Source organism: Streptomyces sp. NPDC045021, from assembly GCF_056432645.1.
Window position 1 is genome coordinate 12,420 of record NZ_JBWKIQ010000015.1, and the last position, 23,647, is coordinate 36,066.

Genomic DNA, 23,647 nt, shown 5'->3' on the forward strand with positions numbered 1-23,647 from the left:
CCCGGGTGGAGCTGAGAGCACCCCCGGGGCAGCCGGGCACCCGGGCCTGCCTGGCCGCGCTTCGCCACCACAATCCTCCGGCCGCCCTCTATACACGGCTGGATCGCTCGTAGATCCTTTACAGCCATGACCGATAAGGCAAACGATCCCGCGTGGCCCACCAGCATCAGCGCCATCACCTTGTTCGTCGAGGACTTGGACGCCACAAAACGGTTCTACCAGGAGGCCTTCGGACTGCCTCTGCGCTATGAGAACGACAACTCGGCCGTCTTCGACTTTGGCAACACCATCATCAACCTGCTGAAGGCCACTGCGGCGCACGACCTCATCGATCCCGCGAACGTGGCAGCCCCTGAGGCCGGATCCCGAATCCAGCTCACCCTCCCGGTGGACGACGTGGATGCGAAGTGCAAGGAGCTGGTGGCACGCGGCGTGCGTTTGCTGAACGGCCCGATGGACCGGCCCTGGGGTATACGGACCGCCAGCTTCCAGGACCCCGGCGGCCACATCTGGGAGATCGCGAAGTGACCATGACCCCAACGGACCCCGAGATCAGAGCGCTCCTGTCTTCCCTGGACGGACAACGGCGCCATGTCTGCGGCATCCTCGAAGGACTTGACGACGACGCGCTGCGGCGGCCCGTACTGCCGTCCGGATGGAGCTGCCTGGGACTCGTCCAGCACCTCGCGCTGGACGTCGAGCGGTTCTGGTTCCGCGCCGTCTTCGCCGGGGACAAGGGCGTCATCCACGACCTGGACGAGATCGACGATGCCTGGCAGGTGGGGGCCGATGTACCGGCCGCCGAGGTCATCGACCGGTATCGCCGGGAGATAGACCTTGCGAACGCTTCTGTCACCGCCTCGCCTGCGGATACCGCAGTGGCCTGGTGGCCCCACCACCTCTTCGGCGAACCACACCTACACACCCTTCGAGACGTCCTGCTGCACGTCATCACCGAGACCGCATGCCACGCCGGCCACCTCGATGCAGCACGTGAACTCATCGACGGCCGACGGTGGATGGTCTTGACCTAGCGCCGCCTCGCAGCATTTGCCGCTGAGATCGACGCGTTCCCGAGGGACCTGAACAGAGTTACGGGACAGCCTTAAGGGCTGTCCCGTAGTCAATCCACGGAACATGCGCTGACGTGTTCGCCGTGAGGGCGCGGACGGGATCGTGCAGGCCGTGATGCGTTGATCTCAGTTCTGGTTCACTGGCCAGACCGCCGCCGGATTGCAGTGGGCGGGCACGCCAGCAGATAGACCTAGTTGCTAAGAAACAGTCCGTAGGTGTCGGCCCCAACGCTGTAGGGCTGCTCTGGTTGGCCAGGATGGACGGCGAATTCCATGCCTTCCGGAACCTGGCAGAGGTACTCCAGATCGGCGCCGCACACGCACGTGTAGTACTCGGGATCCTGCGCCCAGGAGGGTGTGCCGCCCGCCTTGAACGTCTGGGCTCCGATGCCGCGCGGGTTGGGGGTGTCCACGAAGGGCCGAAGCGTCAGCGGGAGTGGGCATACGGACGGTTCGGGCTCCACCGTTGGAAGCGCCGCGTGTTGCTGGAGCAGGACACGCCAGAACGGACCCGGGTAGGGCAGCTGCGGAGCGTCCCAGTACTCGGGCACGAGCCGGCCGTCAGCAAACTCCGGGCCCTGTGACTGCTGATCGTGGGTGAGAAGGACTGCCACCTTGACGCGGGTGACAACGCCGGCGGGTGTGTGCAGGCGCAGCCATCTGGCCTCGGAGGTGAACCCGAGCATGTCCTGCATCATCGTGTGCGTCACCAATGCGGCGTCACTCAACCGCGGGGCGATGTCGATTCTCGGCTGCCACGGAGGGAGCTGCGGCGAGGCCTTCAGCAGGTCGTCGGTTCTCACGGACCCGAACTGGTGGAAACGCGCGGATTGAGCGTGTCGAAGTAGGCCGTGTCCGTGCCCGGATCAAGATAGAACACGCCGGTGTACGTATCACCCGTCATTTCACGGTCGAAAGAGTCGCTCCGAACCCACCTGGCGCCCTTGGGCATGAACTCGGCCAGTTCTACCGGACATTGGCTTGGCATCTCGAGATGAAAACTTCGTTGGGATGGCGTCGTGATGGCAGCGACCGTACCGGCTCTCAACTGGGCGGATCCCACTACTCGAACCTCGGTAGGAGCGGGAACGGACATCCTCGAATCGGTGCCCATCGCGGTCCCGAGCCAGTGCGCGCCGGACATCGCGCCGAGCGCGGCGAACCGACGCTTCAGAGGTTCGAGGTCTGTGCGGACCGTGGCACCGTCTGCGCTTTTCGCAGTCGACGTACACGCTGCCAGCGCCGTCACCGCGCCGAGCGTGAGCATCCCCCGGCGTCCGAGGCTCGCTATGCCACCCACAGCCCACCCCCAGCGCTCCCCCATCCCATGCCTGATCGTAGCGGTTGCGTCGTAGCTTTCATCCCTTGGAATTGATCATCGAGGGCGTGTTTGAAGTGCGTTCGATGGGTTCACGGGTACGGCCGTAGAAAAGTGACTTGAATGTACGCCTCGTGGCGGCGGCGAGCTTGTCCTACCTCTTCGCAACGCCCCTGGTCTGCCGCAACAACCCGATCCGGCACTCGATTCGGTGGCGGGCCTTGTACCGCTCCCAGTCGAACACCCCGGTGGCCCAGGAGAGTCGGGAATGAAGCCGCAGCGGCTGCGTGTTGACGACCGCTGATCGACTCTCCTAGCTCGGGAAGAAGGCAGGCCCATGACGTCCTCGCCGGCCACTATGCGCGCCGTTCGACTCTCCGCCCCTGGCCCCGTCGACAACCTGCGGCTGGCCACGCTCCCTCTCCCGCCCGAGAGGGACGGCTGGGTGCGCATCCGCGTCGAGGCGTTCGGCCTCAACCGCTCGGAGCTGAAGCTGCGGCTGGGTGTGAGCGTGGGTGTCAGTTTTCCCCGGGTACCGGGTATCGAGGCCGCGGGCACCGTCGACGCGGCCCCGCCCGGCAGCGGGCTGGCTCGCGGGCAGAAGGTCGTCGCCATGATGGGGGACATGGGGCGCACCTTCGACGGCGGCTATGCCGAATACACTTCGGTGCCGCTGTCGCAGGTCATCCCCGTCGACACCGACCTGCCCTGGGAGGTGCTGGGCGCCCTGCCGGAGATGGTGCAGACCGCCAACGGCTCGCTCACCATCGGCTTGGACCTGAAGCCCGGTCAGTCTGTGTTGATCCGCGGCGGCACCTCTTCGGTGGGCCTGGCCGCCGCCGCTCTGGCCGCATGGCGCGGCGCCACGGTGCTGTCCACCACCCGGCGGGCCGACCGCCTCACCTCGCTGAAAGATCACGGTGTCGACCACCCTCTGCTCGACACTGGCGAGGTCGCGCCCGCCGTGCGCAAGCTGTACCCGGACGGTGTCGACGCCGCCCTTGATCTTGTCGGCACGCCGACCCTGCCCGACACGTTGCGCGCGGTGCGCGTGCACGGCACGGCCTGCTTCGGCGGCAGTCTGTCCAATCAGTGGACGGTACGGGACTTCTCCCCGAACGAGTACCTGCCCAGAGGTGTGCGCCTGGCGGGCTACTTCGGTGACGCCGCCGATCTGCCCCGAGAAACCTTCCAGGAGATCCTCGACGCGGTCGCGGCAGGCCGGCTGGCTTTCCCCGTGGACCGCGTCTACGACGGCCTGGAGCAAGTGCCTCAGGCCCACGACGACATGGAGCATGACCGCGCCACCGGCAAACTCGTCGTCCGTGTCCGGCATTAGGGCCTGTTCGAAGCGTTGATCCAGGTCGGCGGAACGATCTCGGCGTGGCTCGTGGAGACCTGACAGGGCCAACAGTGGGAGCGGCTGAAGCCGCTATTGCCGCCGATCCCGGCGATGGGGCGTCCGCCCCGGGATCGGCGGCAGGTGTTCAACGGCATCCGGTGGCGGGCACGCATCGGCTCACCCTGGCGGGACCTGCCCGACTCGGACAGATCGGAAACTCTGCGCAGCAGGTCAACCTTGCCGAGGTCCCCCTTCGGCTGGCACACCGATCCGAAGAAGCGCCCTAGTCTTGCCCGATGGCACGATACTTCGACGTACATCCCGAAAATCCCCAGCCGCGCATCATCAGCGGTGTGGCTGACAGCATTCGGTCGGGCGCGCTGGTCGCGTACCCCACGGACTCCTGCTACGCGCTGGGCTGCAAGCTGGGCAACCGCGAGGGCATCGACCGCATCCGGTCCATCCGGGACCTCGATGACCGGCACCACTTCACTCTGATCTGCCAGAATTTCGCGCAACTGGGGCAGTTCGTACAGATCGACAACGACGTGTTCCGGGCAATCAAGGCGGCGACACCGGGCAGCTACACCTTCATCCTGCCGGCGACGAAGGAAGTACCGCGCCAGCTGCAGCACCCCAAGAAGAGGACCGTCGGCGTGCGCATCCCGGACCACGTCGTGACGCAGGCGCTGCTTGCCGAACTCGGCGAGCCGCTCGTCTCCAGCACCCTGCTGCTGCCCGGCGAGGCGGAGCCGATGACACAGGGCTGGGAGATCAAAGAACTGCTCGACCACGTGGTGGACGCCGTGGTCGACTCAGGCGACTGCGGCACCGAGCCCACCACCGTCATCGACTTCTCCAGCGGCGAGACCGAGATCCTCCGCCGCGGGGCGGGCGACCCCACACGATTCGAGTAACCGCGCGTCTTGCCCCCGGACAGCTGCTGCTCAGTGCGTAGCCGAGCCCGTGGGTCGGCGAAGGTGCCCGGAGAGCGCGCGTCCAGAGCCGCCGCCGGTCGACGTCGACCCACCGCCATCCCCCCCGCCCCCGAGCGTCCGTCCGGTGCCTTCGTCAGCACTCGCCGCGGGTGCTGAATGCCTGGCGGCAGTCGCTTCTACCCGCCACGGTCAGTCGCCGTGCCAGGATCGCCACAGCGCCGCGTAGCCGCCGTCGGCCGCGACGAGTGCGTCGTGGGTACCGAGTTCGGTCAGGACGCCGGACTCTATGACGGCGATGCGGTCCGCGTCGTGGGCCGTTTGGAGACGGTGGGCGATGGCGATGACGGTACGGCCCTGGAGGGCGGCGGCAAGGGCACGCTCGGTCATGCGTGCCGCGGCCGGATCCAGCAGGGCGGTCGCCTCGTCGAGAATCACCGTGTGCGGGTCGGCGAGGATCACCCGGGCCAGGGAGAGCTGCTGTGCTTGTGGCTCGTCCAGCCGGTGGGCGCCACCGCTGAGATCGGTGTCCAGACCGGACGGCAGGTCGTCGATCCAGGTGGCATGCACCGCCTCCAACGCGGCACACAGCTGGAGGTCCGTCGCGGACGGGGCCGCGATGATGAGGTTGTTCCGCAGGGTGTCGCGGAAGACGTGGTGTTCCTGGGTGATCAGGGCGATCTGGCGGCGCATCCGGTCCGGTGGGAGGTCGGCGACGGGTACGCCGCCGACCGAGACGCGGCCAGTGCCGGGCCGGTCGATGCCCGCCAGGAGCCGGCCGAGTGTGGACTTTCCCGCACCGGATGGTCCGACGATGGCGAGCCGTTCGCCGGGCTGGACGTCGAGATCGATGCCGTGCAGGACGTCGCCCAGGTTCGGGTACGCATAGGTGACTGCGACGGCCTCGATGCGGTCACTGGCCGGCTCGACCGTCGTCGGGACCGGGCGGCCCGCGGGGACGGCGGCCAGGCCCTCCACCCGGGCGTACGACGCCATGCTGCTCTGCAGCTGTTCGACCGACAGCAGGACGGTGTCCAGCGGTCCCATCAGCTGGCGCAGGTAGACGGCGGCCGCGACCACCTCGCCGAGGTCGGCCGCGCCGTGGTTGTAGAGCGCGCCTCCGACCAGGAGCACGCCGACGACCGGCAGCGTGTAGGAGATGTCCACGGAAGGGAAGAACACCGAACGCAGCCACAGCGTATGCAGCCTGGCGCTTCTGGCCTTCGAGATGGCCGCCTCGGCGACGTGCAACCGCTGCTGCCGCAGCCGCAGCGCCTCGACCGTGCGGGCGCCGCCGGCGGTCGTGGCCAGCATTTCCGCGAGTTCGGAATTGGCCGTGCCCTCGGCGAGATAGCCGGTACGCGCCCTGCGCAGGTACCAGCGCGTGACGACGACGATGACGGCCAGGCAGGACAGTCCGCAGACGCCCAGCAGCGGATTGAGGACAAGTACCGCGCCGATGATGAACAGCGCCTGCGTCGTGGCGATGAGCACCTCGGGTGCGGTGGTGCGCAGCGCGGTGGCGACGGCGTCGACGTCCGTGGTGCCGCGTACGGCCAGGTCGCCGGTGGGTGTGTGCTCGACAACGGTCGGGGGCAGCGCGAGAGCGCGGGCCAGGAACCGCTCGCGGATACGGGCTGCGGCACGCTCGCCGAACCGGGCGGCGAGCAGCAGTGCGGAGCGCGACAGCACGATCTGGACCAGCACGGCGGCGACGATGACGAGGGCGAGCCGGTCCACGGTGCCGACGCTGTCCGGGCCGGTCGATGCCTTGACGGTGTTGATGATGGTGCCCAGCAGCCAGGGGCCGACCAGTCCGGCAGCTGCGGCGAGAGCGTTGAGGGCAAGGATTCCCGCGAACGCGGTTTTTTCCACGGCGATGTCGGTGCCTGCGGTGCGACGGACGTGCCCGGTGTCGGCGACGGGGAGCGGAGCGGTCATCGGGATACTTCCTCTTCCTCTTCGGCGCCCCGGGAGACCAACGCGCGATAGTCGGCTCGGGTGTGCAGGAGGTCCTGATGGGTGCCGGTCGCCTCGACCTGGCCGCCCACGAGATAGACGACCGTGTCCGCCTGCTCCAGGACCAGCGGCGAGGTACTGGTCACCACGGTGGTCAGGCCGGTACGGGCCGCGCGCAGTCCGGCGGCCATCGCGGCCTCGGTGTGCGCGTCGACGGCGGAGGTCGGCTCGACGGCGAGCAGGGCCTCGGGTCGCGCGTACAGGGCCTGGGCCAGCCGCAGTCGCTGGCGCTGGCCACCGGAAAGGTTGGCGCCCTGCGCGGTGATCGTGGAGTCCAGTCCTTCGGGCATCGCCTGGACGATGTCGGTGGCGGCGGCGTTCCCGATCGCGGCCAGGATCGCCTCGTCGTCGATCGCCTGCCCTCCGGCGACCACGTCGCGCAGGGTCCCGCTGAAGAGATGGGCATCGTTGTCCGCGACCAGGATGCGCGCCCGGAGCTGGTCCAGCGCCATCGCATCGACACGGTTGCCGCCCCATTCGGCGTCCGAGGGGGTGAAACGGCCGAGCCGTTCCACCACGGCGGGCGCGTCGGCCGGCCGGTCACCGATCAACGCGATCAGCGCGCCGGGAGGCACCTGGACGCCGGAGGCGGGATCGTGCAGGACCGCGGGCCCCGGCGGGGCATCGAGCCGGCCCGTGTCGTGATGGTGATCGGGCCGCAGGCCCAGGAAGTCGATCACCCGCCGCGCGGCCACCAGACCCCGGGCGACGTCGGCGCCGCCCTCGATGAAGGCGTAGACCGGCGTGACGAGCATGGCGGTGTATCCGTACACCGCCACGAGGTCGCCTACGGCAAGCGAACCCTCGGCCGCCATCCGGGCGGTGAGCCACGTGACCAGCGCGAGGAACAGTGCCGGCAGACCGATGGCCAGCGCGCCGATCCAACTGGTCACGGCACCCACCCGGTAGCCCTGTTCGCACAGTTCCCGGGACCGGCGCTCGTAGCGGGACGCGTAGACGTCCTTGCCACCGAGACCGTTCAGGACCCGCAGTCCCGTCACCACATCGACGAGCAGCTCGGTCAGCGCACCCTGCCGCTCCCGGTATCCGGATCCGACGCCCAGCAGCCGCCGCTGCAACGGTCCGACGGTGACAGCGAGCAGCGGCACCCCCGCCAGCACCACCACGGCCAGCACCGGTGAGATCGACAGCAGCAGGGCCGCAACGACGAGATAGGCGAGAACAGCCCCCACACCCGGCCCCATCACGGTCAGGGACATGGCGATCACCTGCACGTCTCCCATCCCGATGGCGACGACCTCACCGGCGCCGGCCTGACTGCGCAAGGCAGCGCCGAGCACCGTGGCCTGTCGTACGGTCGCTCGTACAGTGCGGAACGACGCGTCCATGCGGACCTTCGTCATCGTCCGGTGGCGAAGGATACCCACGACCGCGTTGACCACTCCCATGACGAACAGCGCCGCGGTCCAGCCCAGCAGCGCGGAGCTGTCCCGTGCCCGCAGCCCGTCGTCGATCGCACGGGACAGCAGGTAGGGCGGAACGGCCAGCCCGACCATCCACAGGCTGCCCAGCAGCGCCCCGGCGGTGACCCGCCGCCGCTGGCTGGTCACCAGCCACAGCAGGAACCGTAGGGGGCTCCTGAGTTCCTTCGGAGCGGGCGGGCAAAAGGTGTCGGCCATGCCCGCACCCTAGCCACCAGCAGGTCGGCGCCCGGCAGCCAGGGGGACGCTACCGGCGACGGCACGAAATCTCCAACGCCGGTGCACCGGCGATGATGCAGCCACAATCCCGCTTTATTGAACACGTTCAAATTAGCTGTATACTACGGCCATGAGCGAACGAAGAACCGCCCTACGGCAGATACGCGCCTGGCTCATCCTGTTCATCATCTGTCTCGCGCTCAGCGGGTTGACGGCCTTTCCACTCGTCCACGAACTGCGCTGGGCCGACAGTCTGCTGGGGTCCACCGCTCTCGGGGACTGGTTCCCCGCGCTCACCCGCTGGATCACCCGCGTCCGCACCGGACTCGACACAGCGGACGCCGACTACCCGTTCCTGCTGTACGGAACCGACTGGCTGGCCTTCGCCCACCTGGTCATCGCCGTGGCGTTCTACGGGCCCTACCGCGACCCCGTACGCAACATCTGGGTCGTCGAGTTCGGAATGATCGCCTGCGCCGGGATCATCCCGCTGGCCCTGATCTGCGGGCCCCTGCGCGGCATTCCCCTCTGGTGGTCGATCATCGACATGTCGTTCGGCGCCTTCGGAGTCATCCCGCTGTACGTCGTGCACAGAAGAATCAAACGACTCGCGGCACTGGATGACGCGGCCGGCCCCCATCCCGCGCCGGTGGCGCAGCCCGCTCAGTAGAGAGCTGCGCCTGGGTCCGATCTCCCGCCCCAGGGCCAGGGCCGAGTGACCGGGAGCAACCCCAGCGGCGATGACGCTGATGGTGACGCCGACCGCGAAGGTCACCTCTGGGGCGGAGTCAAGGTCACCTCTGGGGGGGAGTCACCGGCAACTGCCTTTTGTGCTCGGTCCCTTGGTACCTTCCCACGATCGAATCGAAGGCGGGCTCACTCACCGGCTTGCCCTCCAGGAAGTCGTCGATCTCGTCGTACGTCACCCCGAGCGCATCCTCATCGGCCTTGCCCTCGTCGAGCGTTTCCAGGTCAGCCGTCGGCGTCTTCCACACCAGCGAGGCGGGTGCCCCGAGCGCCTCCGCGACGGCACGCACCCGGCGCTTGATCAGCCCCGCGAGGGGCAGCACGTCCGCCGCGCCATCCCCGAACTTGGTGAAGAACCCGGAGACCGCCTCGGCCGCGTGATCGGTCCCCACGACAAGCCCCGCATGCGCCCCCGCAACCGCGTACTGCGCGATCATCCGCTGCCGGGCCTTGACGTTGCCGTGCACGAAGTCCTGATGCCGCTCGTCGCGGAAAGCTACCCCACCGGCCAGACAGGCCTGAAGCGCGGCATCACTCGCTGCCTTGACGTTCACGGTCAGGACCTGGTCGGCCCGGATGAAGCCGAGGGCGAGCTGAGCGTCCTGCTCATCGGCTTGGACGCCGTACGGCAGCCGCATGGCGTAGAAGGTCGCGTCGTGCCCGGCGCCACGGGCCCGCTCCACGGCCAGCTGGCACAACCGCCCCGCGGTGGTGGAATCCACCCCTCCGCTGATCCCGAGCACCAAGGACCGCAGTCCGGTGGTCGTCAGCCGCTCGGCCAGGAACGCCACCCGGCGCTCGATCTCCACCTCCGCATCGAAGATCGCGGCGACGTGAAGATCCCGGGCGATCTCCTGCTGCAGGCCTATGGGCGCCGGATCGGTCACGACTACTCCTCGGGGTCGGTTCGGGGTGCAGATTCTATGCTGGCCACCTGCTGCCACCTCCTGCGGCCTGCAGGTGACAGCAGGCAGCGAGGTCGACGGCCCCATCGCGGCGCAACCCGGCCGAGTCGCCGCACGCCACAGCGGACCTGATAACGCGGGCATGGGCAGCTCGGCCCCGATCGGGACTGCCACACCCGGCCAACGTCGCAACCCGCACTGGTGACTGCGGGCCTGACGGCCCATACGCTCGGGCGCCAACCCCACTGCGCGGCACACATGTAAGATCATTTACTCGGCGGCGCCGGACGCCTCACCCGCTGCGTCCTGCGCCGTGCACGTCTGAGCGGGTGGCAACACAGAGGGATCAGAACAATGAAGCGCGCCATACGCGGCCTCGGAGCCGCTGCCGTCACCGCCGTCTTCGCCGGGGGTCTGCTCGTCGCCCTGCCGGGCGCGGCGAGCGCCAACGACTACGGGTACACCTGTAAGAACTGGAAGGACACCAGCCACAGCTGGAGCGCCGACTGCCACGTGACGCGCGGCAAGGCCCGCACGGTGACCGAGTGCGCCAACGGCAAGACCTATTACGGCACGTGGGTCGGCAGCGGGTACTGGAAGTTCAATGGCGAGTGCGGCAAGTACGCGCTCATGGCCACCGACATCCAGTGGAAGAGTTGATTCCCGATGTCCTGCCTCGTCGCGGCCCTCATGGGCCGCGACGGGGCGTTCTCCTTCTCACTCACTTTTCCGCACGCCCGGGAAGAAGCCACCGGAAAAGCAACCCATGAGGCTGGGACCAAGAACCCGATGTCCGTCAGGAATCCGTGCGGCGCTTGCCCTCCTCGAAGAACCGCTGGATCGCGTCGGCGTTGCCGAGTTCCCGCAGGGTGCGTGCGGCGCCGAAGGGGGCGTTCCAGAACTCGCCTTCGCGTGGCCGGTGCGGCCCGACGTAGGCGTAGGGCTCCGGCAGGTGGCCATCACCGGGTGAGACCCCGTAGTTCACCTCGTCGAGAGTGATGGCGAGGTCGAAGTGTTCGGGCCAGAGCACCGGTTCGGTCTCGGGAGCGAAAGCGCGCAACGCCTCGTCTCCGGCGGCGAACGCGCGCAGGATCACGGCTCCGGCTTCGGGATCGAACGTGATCACCTCGTCCGGCTTCACTCCGGACCCGTCCGAGTAGAGCCCCTCGGGAGCGCCTGCCTCGGTCCCGGCCGCATCCGCGAGCGACGCGTAGGTCTGGCCCGACAGCGGGATGCGGGCCGTTCCGGTGACGAGGTCGCCGCCTTCGACACGCAACGACGGTTCGCTGAGTGTGCCGAAACCGCCCCCGACGATCCGCAGCCGGATGCGGCCGACCTCCCGATGCTGCGGCCCGGCCAGTACCAGCTCGGCGATGCCGTGCAGGGATCGCCTGGTCAGAGCCACTGCCTCAGCCGTCATGCCGCCTCCTCGGGTTGATCGGTTCCCGCGAGTGTCGCAGGCGGCCCGGGCCGCGGCACTGCGCAACACCCGGCATTGCCAGACCTGCAACCACTGATCACATCGGAACGACGCCTCTAGCGTGAGGCGAGCCGGTCCAGCAGGGCGGCGCTGCGTGCCAGCAACGTGCGCTCCTCATCGGTGAGTTCGGCCTCGATGGCCTGCGCGAGCCATCCGGCCCTGCGGCCCCGCTCCGCTTCGAGTGCGGCTCGGCCGGCCTCCGACAGCTCGACCAGTGACTTGCGGCCGTCCGTGGGGTGCGCCCGGCGGGTGATCAGGTGCTGTTCCATGAGCAGCCCGACCGCTCGGGCCATCGACTGGGGGCGTACGCGCTGGTCGGCGGCGAGGTCGCTGGTGGTCATGGCGCCGTTGCGGTCGAGTGCACCGAGCACGGCGGCCTGGCCCAGCGGGATGCGGTCCTCGTGTTTGACGCGTCGGGTGAGCTTGCCCATCGCGGTGCGCAGTTCGGCGGCGATGGCGGCGGCTTCCGAGGTGGGCATAGGGCACTTTACCCCGTTGGTCAGCATAGCTGTGCACCTGACCTGAACAGCAATGCTGTACAGCATAACTGAGCAGCATTGCTGTATGATTTGGCTTGTCGGGCTCAGCGCCAGCGTTGTCGCAGCCGGGCCTCGGCACACGACAACGGGAAGGACCTCCCATGTCCGCAAAGGCAGTCGGAACCGTCGACGCCGCCATCGAGACCGTCACCGCCCGCCGGATCATCGACAGCCGGGGCAACCCCACGGTCGAGGTCGACATCGTCCTGGCGGACGGGTCCCTGGGACGCGCGGCTGTCCCCTCCGGCGCCTCCACCGGTGCCCGGGAGGCCGTGGAACTGCGCGACGGGGACTCCGCGCGCTGGCACGGCAAGGGCGTCGACCGCGCGGTGGCCCACGTCAACGGGGAGATCGCGGCGTCCGTGCGCGGCCGGGACGCGGCGGACCAGGAGGGTCTCGACGCCGCGCTGGTCGCCCTCGACGGCACCACCACGAAGTCCCGGCTCGGCGCCAACGCGATCCTCGGCGTCTCCCTCGCTACCGCCAAGGCCGCCGCGGCGGCTCACCGTCAGCCCCTCTACCGCTACCTCGGCGGCGCCGACGCCCACCTCCTGCCGCTGCCGATGATGAACATCGTCAACGGCGGCGCCCACGCCGACAATCCGCTGGATTTCCAGGAGTTCATGATCGCGCCCGTGGGCGCGGAGACCTTCGCCGAAGCCGTGCGTATGGGCAGCGAGGTCTTCCACACCCTGCGCCGCGATCTGCTGGCCGCCGGACACTCCACGGGCGTCGGCGACGAGGGTGGCTTCGCGCCCGCGCTGCGTACCGCCGAGGAGGCGCTCGACTTCGTGATGACCGCCATCGAGCGCACCGGCTACCGCCCCGGCACGGACATCGGCCTGGTGATGGACCCGGCGTCGTCGGAGTTCTTCCGCGACGGGGTGTACGACTACGCGGGCGAGGGAGTGCGCCGCACCCCCTCCGAGAACGCCGACTACCTGGCCAAGCTCATCGACGCCTACCCGGTCGTCTCCATCGAGGACCCGATGGCGGAGAACGACCTGGACGGCTGGCGCGAGCTGACCGCCCGTGTCGGCGACCGGTGTCAGCTCACCGGCGACGACGTGTTCTGCACCAACGAGACGCTGCTGCGCGAGGGCATTCGCACCGGCGTCGGCAACTCGGTCCTGGTCAAGGTCAATCAGATCGGGACCCTGACCGAGGCGCTGGCCGCGGTGGCCACGGCCCACCAGGCGGGCTGGACGGCTGTCATGTCGCACCGCTCGGGCGAGACGGAGGACACCACCATCGCGGATCTGGCGGTGGCGACCGGCTGCGGTCAGATCAAGACCGGCTCGCTCTCCCGCTCCGACCGCACGGCGAAGTACAACCAACTGATCCGGATCGAAGAGGAGTTGGGCGACTCGGCGCGCTTCGCGGGCCGCTCCGCACTGCGTCGGGCATGAACAGCAGGCAGAGTTGACGTCCATCCCCGCCCTGATGGGACGGGGATTCCTACTGCGGCCGGGTGGCCGTCTCGGTGGGTTCCTGCTTCTGTCCCACGGGTGTGGGGGTTGCGCGCTGCGCCGGGATTGCTCCCGGTCTTACCTGCGCTCCACGGGCGTTTTGGGTCTCCGCCTGTCCGGCGGCGACCTTGCGTCCTTCGGTGCGGATGTTGATCGCGGCGTTCAGACCTTCAGGCGGGGCTTGTCCCGGTTCACGGAGCCCTTCTGCTTGCGGGACAGGGCCTGCTGGGTGCGCTTGAGCTTCTTCTCGGCCCGGCGCAGGAGCCGGGGTGAGCTGATCTTCCGGCCGTCGGACAGGACCGCGAAGTGCGTCAGCCCGAGGTCGATACCGACCTCGCCCGCAGCGTCCGGCGGCGCCTGTTCCGGGCCGCTCTCGATGACGAAGGACGCGAAGTGCCGGCCCGCGCTGTCCTCGACGGTATTGCGCTTCTTGTACCGCTCCTTGTCGAAGCCGGGCGGTCGGCCACCGGCGCTGCCGCGCCTGCGGCGACCGGCGGCGTCAGCCTCGGCCTGGACCCGCTGGAGGAGAAACTCCCAGGCGCCATCCGCTGACCAGCGGCGATGCCGCTCGTGCACCGTCTTCCACGGCCCGTAGCGTTCCGGCAGATCGCGCCACTGCACGCCTGTCCGGATCCGGTACAGCACTCCGTTGATTACCTGCCGATGGTCCCGCCATCGGCCGCAGCGTCGGTTGCTCACTGGCAGGAGCGGCTCAAGTCGCTCCCAGTGGGCGTCAGTCAGATCACCCCTATGCCCCACAGTCCTATCAACGACTCAACTGATCGGCATGACACTGCCTAACTCCTGATCCACAGTCAGGAGCGGAGCCGTCGGAGAAAGCCGGGAGCGAGCGTCGAAGATCGCTGGGTATAGTGCAGGCGCTTTGCCCCGATGATCCCGTCGCCGAGGAGGCCGTCCCATGGAACCCGTCACGCTGATCACCGGTGGCTCGACCGGAATCGGCGCCGCCACCGCCCGCGCCCTGCTCAAGCAGGGCCACCGCGTGGCCGTCACCGGACGCGACGCGGGCAAGCTGGCCGCCTTCGCCACCACCGCGAGGGCGGGCGAGAGGCTGCTGATGATCACCGGCGACGCCAGCGAAGCGGATGACGTCGCCGCCGCCGTCCGCCACGTGCTGGACACCTGGGGCCAGCTGGACAACGTCATAGCCAACGCTGGTTTCTCCCTGCCCGGCAACCTGGAGACCCACGCCCCTGAGGACATGCGCGCCATGATCCTCACCAACGTCCTGGGCCCCGCCCTGCTGATCCAGGAGACCCTGCCCCACCTGAGGACTTCCAAGGGCCGAATCGTGATCATCGGCTCGGTCGCCGGCGTCCGCCACACCCCCGGCAACCTCTACTCCGTCACCAAGTGGGCCGCCCACGCCCTCGCCGAGAACACCCGCCTTCTGGTCGGCCAGGACGGAGTCGGCGTCACCGTTGTCGCCCCCGGCATCGTGGACACCCCCTTCTGGCACGCCCGCGGCGGCACCCCCGAGGCAGCCGCCACGATGACCGCCGAGCAGATCGCGGACACCATTGTGTTCGCCATCAACCAGCCCGCGGACGTGGACATCAACCACATCACGGTACGGCCGACGGGGCAGGTTGGCTGAGGTAGAGCTCCCAAGGGTCGTACGGGGAGACGCCTTTGGCTCCGCCAAGCATGGTGTGGCGCGGGCCGGGGGCGCCTTCGGATCTGGGCCGCCACCCCGCGGCGTTCCCAAGCACCGTTACCGCCGTTGCCTTGATCATCTGACTTTGGACTTGAGTCATCTCACAACGCAAGGGGACGGTAAGCCAGAGCCTGATCGACCACCTGTGCCGCTGTCGGATTCCGGCTCTTGGGCCAGAAGATCAAGTCGCTCACATATCCGCTGGGACAGGCAAGGGCCCGGTCAAGCGCCTCCAATATGCCGCTGGCCTCGACATCGTCGGCGTAGTCCCCGTCCGTGATCTTCTGCACCATTGCGACGGCGGTTTCGGGTGCCATCACCGCCTCCTTCGAGAAGAAGTGGCAGCTTAGCGACTTACGTGATCGACCGGACAACCCCGAGTTCCGGTAGCAGCCACGCGGGCCCCCCGATCAGGATCCGGGGGCCGCTCGCGTGCCGGGAGACACATCTTCCTGGCGATTACCTCAACGTCGACAAGGGCGCGCCGACCGGCCAGGTCCCCGCCGGTGATCCGGTCGCCAGCTGGGCCGAGCCGAACGCGCCCCTGTCCGCGACCCGGGAGCGGTGGCCGCTGCGTGCCCGTTCGGTGAGGTGAGGTGAGGTGATCGGCGGGGCGCGCTCAGGGCCCGGGCGTGGAACCGCCGGTGAGCAGCAGCAGCGCGGTGACGAGGTCGTCGGAGGCGGAGCCGGTGGCCAGGCGGCGCAGTTGGAGGCCGACGACGAGTGCGACGACGGGTCCGGCCAGGCGTTCGGGGTCCGGTACGCCGAGGCCGCCGAGGATGGAGGCGGCCAGCTGGTCATAGGCAATGAAGCATTCTGCGGCGGCCGGGCGCAGCTGGGGGTCGCGGCCGGCGTGGATGTAGAGCTCGAAGGGAGCGATGTGCTCGCTGTCGAAGGCGGTGTCCGCGGACACCTGGCCGACGATGGTGGCGGCCTGTTCCGCGGTGACGCAGTCGGTCATGTGACGTGCGGCGAGGTCGGTGAAGCGGCGGGTCTCCTGGTCGACGAAGGAGCGCAGGCTTTCGCGCAGCAGGTCGTGCTGGGTGGCGAAGTGATACGTGATCGAGCCGAGGGAGACGCCCGCCTCCTTGGCGATACGGCGGTTGGTGACCGCGGCGACGCCGTCCTGGCCGATGATCCGCAGCGTGGCCTCGACGATGCGGTCACGCGTCGGGGTGGGATTCGGCATGTGCTCATCGTCCCATGGGCGGCCCGTTGGTCAGGCCATCCGCTGCGGCGTCTTCGATGGAGGGAGGGTGCCGGGAGTTCCGCCCGGTGCCGGGTGGAACGGGCCAGTGCTCGTACCATCGCTGGTCGTCTTCCAGTTGGGCGGCGAGTGAGATCAGGAGGGGCTCGCTGTTTGCGGGACCGAGCAGCTGAGCTCCCATCGGCAGACCACCGGTGGTGAATCCGGCCGGGACGCTGATGGCGGGCCAGCCCAGGACGTTCCAGGGCCAGGCGTAGGGACAGGAAGCGATCATGGCCCGGTTGGTCCGGCCGTTGGACAAGCCCGCGCCGGCGCCGATGCGTGGTGGAGGGGTGGCTGTGGTGGGGGTCAGGATCACGTCCACGCGTTGGAAGATCGCACCGACCCGCCGCTGCAGCAGTCCCTCGGTGCTGCGTGCCGCGCGCAGTGCCGGGCCGGCGAGGACCTGGCCGAGGCGGGCGTTGCTGCGGGTGCGCGGATCGAGGAGGGCGCGGTCGGGTGCGCGCCGGCTCCAGGCGTGGATGCCGGCCGTCGCCCGCGGTACCTGGGTCAGTCCGATCAGACCGAAGTGCGGTTCGGCTTCGATGACATCGTGGCCGAGAGCGGTCAGTGCCCCGGCCAGACGCAGGGTGGCGCTGCGGGCCTCGGGATGCAGCGGGGTGCGTGTGGCGGCGAAGGCGCTGCGCAGCGACAGCGCGATGCGCAGTCGGCCGGGGTCGCGGTCTGCGGCGGGCGCCATCGCGGTGGGCGGGGGCTGGTGGCGGTCGCGGGGGTGGTTGCCGGCCGCGGCGTCCAGGAGCAGTGCCGCGTCGGCCACGGTGCGGGCGAGCGTTCCGAACACCGTCAATCCGTTGAAGGATTCGGGGTCCGGCCAGGTGGAGATCCGGCCGCGCTGCGGTTTGATGCCGACCAGGTGGGTCCATGCGGCGGGGATGCGGACGGAGCCGGCCCCGTCGGAGCCCAGGGCCGCGGCGACCAGGCCCGCTGCCACGGCGGCGGCCGACCCGCCGGATGAGCCGCCCGGGGTGTGATCCTGATTCCACGGATTGCGGGTGGCGCCGAACGCGGCTCCCTCGGTGAACGGCCACTGCCCCAGCTCGGGGCTGTTGGTCTTGCCGACGATGATCGCTCCGGCGGCCTTCAGCCGGCGCACCGCCTCCGCATCGGTGGTCTTGGCAGGGAAATCACCGGCGCAGCCGAAGGCGGTGGGCTCGCCCGCCACGTCGGTGTCGTCCTTGACGGCGATCGGGACACCGAGCAGGGGCAGGCGGTGGCCGGCGGCGAGCTGCCGGTCGGCTGCGTCGGCTTCCGCCAGAGCAGCGGTGGCGCGCACCCGGCGGAACGCGTTCAGGGTCGGCTGCGTCGCCTCGATGCGGGCGAGAGCCTCTTCGACGAGGGCCCGGGACGAGATGTGCCCGCCGTGCAGGGCTGCGCTCTGCGCCGCCAGGCTCGTGCGTGCAGAATCGGCCATCGTTGATTCCCTTCGCCCTCTACTACTGTTCGTTCGAACGAACAGTAGTAGAGGATGGGTCCCATGGACATCAAAGGATCGACCGTTCTTCTCACCGGCGCGGGCGGCGGCATCGGCCATGCCCTGGCGAAAGCTCTGGCCGCCAAGGGCGCCCGTCTGGTGATCACCGGCCGGCGAGCCGAATCGCTCAAGGGGCTCGAAGCGTCCCTGGGCGCACGGGTGCTGCTGGCGGATCTCAGCGACCGCGACGCGGTCGTGCGCCTGGCCGAGGAGGCCGGCCCCGTGGACATCCTGGTCGCCAACGCCGCGCTGCCCTCCAGTGGCGCCCTGCTCGACTTCACCCCCGTGCAGATCGACCGGTCCTTGGAGGTGAACCTGCGCGCCCCCTTGATGCTCTCCCGGCTGCTGGCGCCGCACATGGTGGCAGCCGGCCGCGGTCACCTGCTGATGATCGGCTCGATCTCGGGACGGACCTCGTCCCCCGCCACCTCGCTCTACAGCGCCGCGAAGTTCGGCCTGCGCGGATTCGCCCATGCCCTGCGGCAGGATCTGCACCACACGGGCGTCGGTGTGTCCATCGTGCAGCCGGGATTCGTCCGCGGCGCGGGGATGTTCGCCGACACCGGTGCCACACCGCCCGCCGGGGTTCGTACCGTCACCCCCGAACGCGTGGCGGCGGGTGCCGTCAGTGCGCTCGAACGTGACAGGGCCGAAGTGAACGTCGCGCCGGTCGAACTGCGGCTGGGCAGCGCCATCGGCGGCCTCTTCCCCTCGCTGGGCGCCGCCGTCCAGCGCAGGGCCGCGCTCGAGTCCTTCGTCGGGCAGATCACTCAGGCCCAGCGCCACAAGCGCTGAGAAAGTTCGCTGTAGCCGATGAGTTCAGTGGGGCAGTGCCGTCTACCTCCGTGAAAGCACAACGGGTGCTTCCCGCAGAGGAGATCACGATGTCCCAGGCAGCCCTGTCCACCACGACCGCCACCGCCACCACCGCCGCAACTGACGCGCCCCGCACCGCCGCTCCGGGGCGCAAGGCCCGCATCGCACTTCGCACGCTGCAGGTCGTGCTCGCGTTGTTCTTCATCGTCGCCAGCGGGCTGCCCAAGCTGTTCGCGGTGAGCGCCGCCGTCGAGAGCTTCGACAAAATCGGCTTCGGCGACTGGTACATGTACTTCGTCGGCAGCCTCGAGGTGGCCGGCGGGATCGCACTGCTGATCCCGGTCCTGTCCGGCGTCGCATCGACCGCCTTCATCGGCCTGATGATCGGCGCGTTCATCACCAACGTGACCGCACTGGGCGGCCATTACGCGGCCACACCACTGATCCTGATCATCCCCTTCGCCCTGATCGCCTGGGCCCGCCGCCACCACAACGCGGAACTGGTCCAGCTGGTCCGCCACCGGGCGTGAACACCCAGCACGGAAGCCGTCGCAGCAGCCAGCGCCCGCCGGGGCCGTCCCCCGGCGGGCGCCCGGCCGCGCCCGTATTCTCAGGTGACCGACCACGGGAACCGATCCGCCCGTACGGCTGCTTCCACCCTTCCCGGGTGAGCGCGAACCCAACATCGCCGCGTTCAGCAGCTCGGTACGGCACGGCTCCGGCTTCCCGAGGGTGCGACCGGTGACACCGACGCCGAGGACCCCCGCCGTCCGGTGGGGCGTTCCAAGTCGGTTCGCTGAACTCCTCGACCGCAGACGGGCCCGCCGCGCGACGGGCCCCGGAGGGCTATGTCAGCTCCAGCAGCCAGGTCCCGGAGTGGAGCAGCGCGAGGACCGCGGCGGCGGTGAGGGCGGCGGTCAGCAGGGGGTCCAGGACGGTTGCCCGACGCTGCCGGATCCTGCGGGTCGGCAGGAGCGCGGCCGAGGCCGCCAGAACCAGCAGGAACACGGCGAGTTGCGCCAGCGGCCCCTTCGCGTAGTGCTCGGCCGCTTGCCAGGGGTGGTGCCACGAGGTGGCATGACGTGCCCACAACGGGCCCGCCGCGAGGATCGTTGCCAGCGGCGCCGCGTACAGAGCGTCGCCGAGTCCGGTGGCACCTTGCAGGATCAGCAGAGCCGCCAGGCAGGCGAGACCGGCACATACCGCGGTCCACCAGTCGAACTGCGTGCTGTACAGGGCGCTGTGCCGGCCAAGCGGTGGTTCCACGGCCCAGCGGGTCGCCGCCGCTGCAGCGGCGGCCGCCCCGCTCATCGCGACCGCGTACAAGGTGAGCCGCTGTTCCTGGCCGGGCGGGGCGGGCAGACCGATCGTCTGTCCGGGCAGGGCGGCCACAGCGCTCGAATGATCGCGACGCAGGGCCGACCGGAGCGCGAGCAGGGCGACAGCACCGAGACCCAGCGCCGTCGTTGTCGCCGACACCGAGTACAGGCCGCTGAGCTCGATCACGTCGATCGCGTGGCTCCAGCCCAGCATCGTGAAGGCCAGGGCACCGTCCTGCCCGATCCGCAACGCACCGACAAACAGCGCGACATTGGCGCCGACAACGGCCACCCATGCCCACAAGGACCCGTACGAGCCCCCGCGCCGACTCCCCCACAGCCGGGCGAGCGCCACGCTCAATGTCGCCGCACCCAGCGTCAGCAACGGCACGGTGCCCAGCAGGCTCCAGCCGAACAACGACCCGCTCACGGCGGTTCCGGTGCGCTCGACCTGCACCAGCAGTCCCGCCGCCATGCTGACTCCGAGTACCAGAAGGGCCAACCGCGGCAGCGGGGACGCCTCGCGGTCGGCCAGGATGCCGCGCCAGACCGCGACACCCCAGCCGACGGCCAGCAGCGATCCGGCGACCAGCGCGCCGGTCAGACGGGCGTAGGAGATCAGGGGCGTGCCCGTGAAGCCGGTCTCGGCCATGTACGTCACCGCGTCCATGGTCATGGCGCTGAGCAGTCCGACCACCGCGGCGTCGAGCAGCGAGACGCGCAGCGGGAGATGCGCGCGTCCCAGGACGGCCAGCCGTCTCTCCGTCGAGGGGTGGTTGTCCAGGCCCCGCTGCAGCCACGTCCGGGTTCGCGATGGCTGCCCGGCCAGCACCGCCTCCAATCCCGCGGTGGTCCGCCCTCGCACGGCCCGCAGATCGGCCTCGTGCTCCCGTGAGCGCAGTACGAACTGCGATACCAGGGCGGCGACCGCCAGTAGCAAGGCTGCCCGGACGGCGTACTCCCAGAGGAATCCGTGGCTGAACGTGGGGATGAGCGGGTTCCTTCGCGTCTGCAGCCAGACTTGAAGCACGATGCTGATCGCCGGCACCACCAGGACCGGCGGAAGGGCCCACCACACTCCGCGGGTCAGCCAGACCAGGGTCACATCACCCGCGGCAACATGTGCGACCTCGTGCCGCACGATGGCGTCAGCCTGCGCCGGTGGCAAGGCGCGCACCCCGAGCGGCAGGACAATCCTGATCCGGCCCGGGCGGCCCGCGGTGAAGGGCTCTTTGAGCCACACCGAGCCCCACATCACCTCGGGTACCCGCTTGACTCTCATCTCCGCCGCCACCGATGCGGCGCGCTCCTGCCACTGTGCGGAGGCCACGGTCATCGGTCCAGCGCGGCGCAGGAGTCGCAGCGGCAGCACCCACAGACACGCGACTCCCAGCGCCATCACCGCCAACGCCCCCGCCAGTGACACCAGTGCACGACGCCGCTCCGCCGGTCCGGTGCAGTTCTGCAGGTAGTCGCTGATTGCCGCTGCCGTGGTGTTGGCCGGCGCTTCACGGAGGCAGCGGGATGTCGCGGCACCCCATGAGCCGCCCAGAAGCACGTTGTGCATGATCTGTCCGGCAAAGGCACCGGCAAGCAGCAGCACGGCCACGAGCAGCAGGTACCGCGCCCGGGTCGGTGAGAAGATCCCCGACGTGTTCTCCGGTGACGGGCGTGTCGGCGTTTCCTCTGCGGGAGTCGGCGATCCGGCCTCGGAATCAGGTGGCGGCGCAGGTGCGACGGCGCCGGCCGGGTCCTTCAACGGTCCTCACTCCCCCGCAGGCGCAGCGCCTGGATCACCGAGTCAGCCAGATGACCGGCCGCGGCCGCCTCCATGCGCATCCCGACTCCCCAGCCCAGCAGCACGGCGTGGAGCTCACGTTCCTCATCCACGCCCAGTCGTTCTGGGCCGCCCTGCGCGTCCGTCAAGGCGGCACGATCCCGGGGGGAGGGAACCGTGAGGCCGGGCGTGGATTCGTCCGACGTGACGGGTTCGGACGCGAGGGGATCGGACGTGACGGGATCGGACGTGACGGGATCTGCCGGCTCCTGGCGGCGATTCTCGAGCAGGCTCGCGAGCTTACGGCGGGTGGTGCTCTCGATGAGGTCGATCGCACTGTTCGAGGCCCGCTCCGCCACGACCCCGAGCAGCATCGACACCACAGGCAGCAGATAAGGGATAGCAGAGAACAGCGTCACGCCCGTTCCCACCGCAGGCGCAAACTCCCGGGTCCGGCGCACCCGTTGCGGATTGTTACGGAATTCGGCCAGCGCGCTCTCGAACACGTCCTGGTCCTCCGCATGCGCCAGCGCGAACACCTCCGAGCCGAAATGCGCGAAGACCTCCCAGCCTCCTACGCCGCCAGCTCCCTTCGCATCGGACGGCACCGGAATGGGATCCATCAATGCCTTGTTCCGCGCCCACTTGAACATTCGCCGACCCCCTACTGGAAGACCGCCATCCCCTGACAGCCACAACGTCACACAACAGACAACGTAGTGACTGACACAGCCTCAGTTATGACCTTTCAGGAAAACGGCGCAGAGATTGCGACGCAACCTCACCAGGCCCCGATTCATGTCAATTTCTCGCATACACAGAACGGAAATTGCCAGAAGCGAAACCGTCAGAGTCGAATGCCGGATACCTAGATCAGTTGCCCTCCGAGGCTCTTTGCGGGGCGGGGCGACCGGGCCGGGTGACGACGTCCCGGTCGACACGTGCCCTGTCGTGGGACACGACGCAGAACCATCGCAGGCCGCTCCGGATCTCTCGGAGCGGCCTGCGATGGTTCTCGACCGTTCTCACCTGCTTCGGGTGACGGCACGGCGATGCTTCAGTGAGGGTGTCGGCCGGTCGCGGTGTGCAAGGCGCTCCGCTCCCGCGGCTGTCAGCTCACTGCCCCGTTGATGTGGCTGCTTGCTGGGGTCAGCCGTGGCGGTGTCCGCGGTGGCCCCAGGATTCGGTGTCGATGGCGTGGTTGTGGTTGTCGCGGAGGGTGGCGGTGTCGTGGTCGTCCCAGATCTGCTGGCGGCGGTCCTGGTAGACGTCGTGGTGGGTGTCGCGGCCGTGGCCGGTGTGGACCTTGACGCTGGAGCGGCCGTCGAGGCGGAAGCCTGTGAAGCGGTAGCGGTTGCCCTGCTGGTCGGTGAGGGTGAAGCCGCGCAGGTCGATGCTGTGGCGGCTGGTGTTCTTCACTTCGACCCATTCGCCGTTCAGAGTGCGGTTGTCGTGGCCGCGGCTCTCCCAGTGGACGTCGCCGAGGACGATCGGGGAGTGTGCCGCGCGGTGGTCGTCGGCGACGGCCGGCAGAGCCGCTGCGCCGACCAGGGCGCCGGCGGCCAGGATGGTTGCGAGAGCGCGGCGAGTGGCGAGAGAAGCAGACATGAAGATGACCCCTTCAGCAGACAGCCCGGCCCGGCCTAGTACAGGTCGGGCGGGCTTGGAACAGGTCCCGGCGTCCTGCCGAGGAGTCACACTCTGGCTCCCGTTCGCCCCCGAAATCCCCCAATTGAGCCTATGTTGCCTAATCCGGATATATCTGTAACTCTCCCCTGTAGCGCGCACCGGTCAAGGCCGCGTTGACCCGCAGGCGGCGGGAACTCCCCCC

General features: G+C 69.1%; 22 protein-coding genes and 4 pseudogenes. 11 read left to right on the top strand and 15 right to left on the bottom strand.

Going from position 1 to position 23,647, the window contains the following annotated elements:
* The first annotated feature begins 126 nt into the window (after nucleotides 1-126).
* Nucleotides 127-528 (top strand): VOC family protein, encoded by a 402-nt coding sequence (locus AC07DC_RS34200; protein ID WP_478918398.1) that lies wholly within the window; start codon nucleotides 127-129, stop codon nucleotides 526-528.
* Between the two features lie 2 nt (nucleotides 529-530).
* Nucleotides 531-1,034, top strand: a complete 504-nt coding sequence (locus AC07DC_RS34205; RefSeq protein WP_478918544.1) for a DinB family protein — start codon at nucleotides 531-533, stop codon at nucleotides 1,032-1,034.
* A gap of 689 nt (nucleotides 1,035-1,723) precedes the next feature.
* On the opposite strand, the pseudogene AC07DC_RS34210 reads toward AC07DC_RS34205, so the two are convergent.
* Together AC07DC_RS34210 and AC07DC_RS34215 are read right to left on the bottom strand one after the other, a co-directional pair.
* Nucleotides 1,724-1,876: pseudogene (locus tag AC07DC_RS34210) on the bottom strand (IS982 family transposase); the annotation flags it as partial.
* Complete coding sequence (locus AC07DC_RS34215) at nucleotides 1,873-2,340, bottom strand: hypothetical protein (RefSeq protein ID WP_478918399.1); 468 nt, start codon at nucleotides 2,338-2,340, stop codon at nucleotides 1,873-1,875. The gene AC07DC_RS34215 and the pseudogene AC07DC_RS34210, both read right to left, overlap by 4 nt.
* Nucleotides 2,341-2,749: 409 nt before the next feature.
* On the opposite strand from AC07DC_RS34215, the gene AC07DC_RS34220 reads away from it, so the two are divergent.
* The 3 genes and pseudogenes from AC07DC_RS34220 (at nucleotide 2,750) to AC07DC_RS34230 (ending at nucleotide 4,650) form a co-directional block, all read left to right on the top strand.
* On the top strand, nucleotides 2,750-3,730 hold the full coding sequence (locus AC07DC_RS34220) for a zinc-binding dehydrogenase (RefSeq protein WP_478918545.1): 981 nt from the start codon (nucleotides 2,750-2,752) through the stop codon (nucleotides 3,728-3,730).
* An 81-nt stretch (nucleotides 3,731-3,811) separates the two neighbouring features.
* Nucleotides 3,812-3,925, top strand: a pseudogene (locus tag AC07DC_RS34225) (transposase); the annotation flags it as partial.
* A gap of 104 nt (nucleotides 3,926-4,029) precedes the next feature.
* The gene (locus AC07DC_RS34230) at nucleotides 4,030-4,650 is read left to right on the top strand and encodes an L-threonylcarbamoyladenylate synthase (RefSeq protein WP_478918400.1); all 621 of its coding nucleotides are present in this window, start codon (nucleotides 4,030-4,032) and stop codon (nucleotides 4,648-4,650) included.
* 210 nt (nucleotides 4,651-4,860) lie between these two features.
* On the opposite strand, the gene AC07DC_RS34235 is transcribed toward AC07DC_RS34230, so the two are convergent.
* A complete protein-coding gene (locus AC07DC_RS34235) occupies nucleotides 4,861-6,609 on the bottom strand; it encodes an ABC transporter ATP-binding protein (RefSeq protein ID WP_478918401.1) in 1,749 nt (582 codons plus the stop codon).
* Nucleotides 6,606-8,327, bottom strand: coding sequence for an ABC transporter transmembrane domain-containing protein (locus tag AC07DC_RS34240; protein WP_478918402.1), 1,722 nt, complete (start codon nucleotides 8,325-8,327; stop codon nucleotides 6,606-6,608). Before AC07DC_RS34240 ends, AC07DC_RS34235 begins: the two co-directional genes overlap by 4 nt.
* Before the next feature lie 151 nt (nucleotides 8,328-8,478).
* On the opposite strand from AC07DC_RS34240, the gene AC07DC_RS34245 reads away from it, so the two are divergent.
* Nucleotides 8,479-9,018 (top strand): hypothetical protein, encoded by a 540-nt coding sequence (locus AC07DC_RS34245; RefSeq protein WP_478918403.1) that lies wholly within the window; start codon nucleotides 8,479-8,481, stop codon nucleotides 9,016-9,018.
* A gap of 124 nt (nucleotides 9,019-9,142) precedes the next feature.
* On the opposite strand, the gene nadE is transcribed toward AC07DC_RS34245, so the two are convergent.
* Nucleotides 9,143-9,982: an ammonia-dependent NAD(+) synthetase gene (gene nadE / locus AC07DC_RS34250; protein ID WP_478918404.1), complete on the bottom strand. Its 840-nt coding sequence runs from the start codon at nucleotides 9,980-9,982 to the stop codon at nucleotides 9,143-9,145.
* A 372-nt stretch (nucleotides 9,983-10,354) separates the two neighbouring features.
* Here nadE and AC07DC_RS34255 point away from each other — a divergent pair, with 372 nt between their 5' ends.
* Nucleotides 10,355-10,660, top strand: coding sequence for a hypothetical protein (locus AC07DC_RS34255; RefSeq protein WP_478918405.1), 306 nt, complete (start codon nucleotides 10,355-10,357; stop codon nucleotides 10,658-10,660).
* Between the two features lie 136 nt (nucleotides 10,661-10,796).
* Here AC07DC_RS34255 and AC07DC_RS34260 read toward each other — a convergent pair whose 3' ends face one another.
* Together AC07DC_RS34260 and AC07DC_RS34265 are read right to left on the bottom strand one after the other, a co-directional pair.
* Nucleotides 10,797-11,420, bottom strand: a complete 624-nt coding sequence (locus tag AC07DC_RS34260) for a hypothetical protein (RefSeq protein ID WP_478918406.1) — start codon at nucleotides 11,418-11,420, stop codon at nucleotides 10,797-10,799.
* Nucleotides 11,421-11,536: 116 nt separating this feature from the next.
* Nucleotides 11,537-11,959, bottom strand: a complete 423-nt coding sequence (locus tag AC07DC_RS34265) for a MarR family winged helix-turn-helix transcriptional regulator (RefSeq protein WP_478918407.1) — start codon at nucleotides 11,957-11,959, stop codon at nucleotides 11,537-11,539.
* Nucleotides 11,960-12,120: 161 nt separating this feature from the next.
* On the opposite strand from AC07DC_RS34265, the gene eno reads away from it, so the two are divergent.
* On the top strand, nucleotides 12,121-13,428 hold the full coding sequence (gene eno, locus AC07DC_RS34270; protein WP_478918408.1) for a phosphopyruvate hydratase: 1,308 nt from the start codon (nucleotides 12,121-12,123) through the stop codon (nucleotides 13,426-13,428).
* A gap of 225 nt (nucleotides 13,429-13,653) precedes the next feature.
* Here the strand turns inward: eno and AC07DC_RS34275 are convergent.
* Together AC07DC_RS34275 and AC07DC_RS34280 are read right to left on the bottom strand one after the other, a co-directional pair.
* Nucleotides 13,654-13,905: pseudogene (locus AC07DC_RS34275) on the bottom strand (transposase); the annotation flags it as partial.
* 69 nt (nucleotides 13,906-13,974) lie between these two features.
* Nucleotides 13,975-14,247, bottom strand: a pseudogene (locus AC07DC_RS34280) (IS5 family transposase); the annotation flags it as partial.
* A 160-nt stretch (nucleotides 14,248-14,407) separates the two neighbouring features.
* On the opposite strand from AC07DC_RS34280, the gene AC07DC_RS34285 reads away from it, so the two are divergent.
* Nucleotides 14,408-15,106: an SDR family oxidoreductase gene (locus AC07DC_RS34285; protein WP_478918409.1), complete on the top strand. Its 699-nt coding sequence runs from the start codon at nucleotides 14,408-14,410 to the stop codon at nucleotides 15,104-15,106.
* 161 nt (nucleotides 15,107-15,267) lie between these two features.
* Here AC07DC_RS34285 and AC07DC_RS34290 read toward each other — a convergent pair whose 3' ends face one another.
* From AC07DC_RS34290 to AC07DC_RS34300, 3 genes are all read right to left on the bottom strand, one after another.
* Complete coding sequence (locus AC07DC_RS34290; protein ID WP_478918410.1) at nucleotides 15,268-15,483, bottom strand: e9imm peptide; 216 nt, start codon at nucleotides 15,481-15,483, stop codon at nucleotides 15,268-15,270.
* 302 nt (nucleotides 15,484-15,785) lie between these two features.
* Complete coding sequence (locus AC07DC_RS34295) at nucleotides 15,786-16,355, bottom strand: TetR/AcrR family transcriptional regulator (RefSeq protein WP_478918411.1); 570 nt, start codon at nucleotides 16,353-16,355, stop codon at nucleotides 15,786-15,788.
* Between the two features lie 4 nt (nucleotides 16,356-16,359).
* On the bottom strand, nucleotides 16,360-17,844 hold the full coding sequence (locus AC07DC_RS34300; RefSeq protein ID WP_478918412.1) for an amidase: 1,485 nt from the start codon (nucleotides 17,842-17,844) through the stop codon (nucleotides 16,360-16,362).
* Nucleotides 17,845-17,907: 63 nt separating this feature from the next.
* Here AC07DC_RS34300 and AC07DC_RS34305 point away from each other — a divergent pair, with 63 nt between their 5' ends.
* Both AC07DC_RS34305 and AC07DC_RS34310 read left to right on the top strand, forming a co-directional pair.
* Nucleotides 17,908-18,699: an SDR family NAD(P)-dependent oxidoreductase gene (locus AC07DC_RS34305; protein WP_478918413.1), complete on the top strand. Its 792-nt coding sequence runs from the start codon at nucleotides 17,908-17,910 to the stop codon at nucleotides 18,697-18,699.
* 89 nt (nucleotides 18,700-18,788) lie between these two features.
* Nucleotides 18,789-19,250, top strand: a complete 462-nt coding sequence (locus tag AC07DC_RS34310) for a DoxX family protein (RefSeq protein WP_478918414.1) — start codon at nucleotides 18,789-18,791, stop codon at nucleotides 19,248-19,250.
* 316 nt (nucleotides 19,251-19,566) lie between these two features.
* Here the strand turns inward: AC07DC_RS34310 and AC07DC_RS34315 are convergent, their stop codons facing one another.
* The 3 genes from AC07DC_RS34315 to AC07DC_RS34325 all read right to left on the bottom strand — a co-directional run bounded on the left by AC07DC_RS34315 (nucleotide 19,567) and on the right by AC07DC_RS34325 (nucleotide 23,424).
* Complete coding sequence (locus AC07DC_RS34315) at nucleotides 19,567-21,606, bottom strand: M48 family metalloprotease (protein ID WP_478918415.1); 2,040 nt, start codon at nucleotides 21,604-21,606, stop codon at nucleotides 19,567-19,569.
* 188 nt (nucleotides 21,607-21,794) lie between these two features.
* Entirely contained in the window at nucleotides 21,795-22,469 is a 675-nt protein-coding gene (locus tag AC07DC_RS34320) for a hypothetical protein (RefSeq protein WP_478918416.1), read from the bottom strand.
* A 496-nt stretch (nucleotides 22,470-22,965) separates the two neighbouring features.
* On the bottom strand, nucleotides 22,966-23,424 hold the full coding sequence (locus AC07DC_RS34325; protein WP_478918417.1) for a lamin tail domain-containing protein: 459 nt from the start codon (nucleotides 23,422-23,424) through the stop codon (nucleotides 22,966-22,968).
* Nucleotides 23,425-23,647 lie beyond the last annotated feature (223 nt).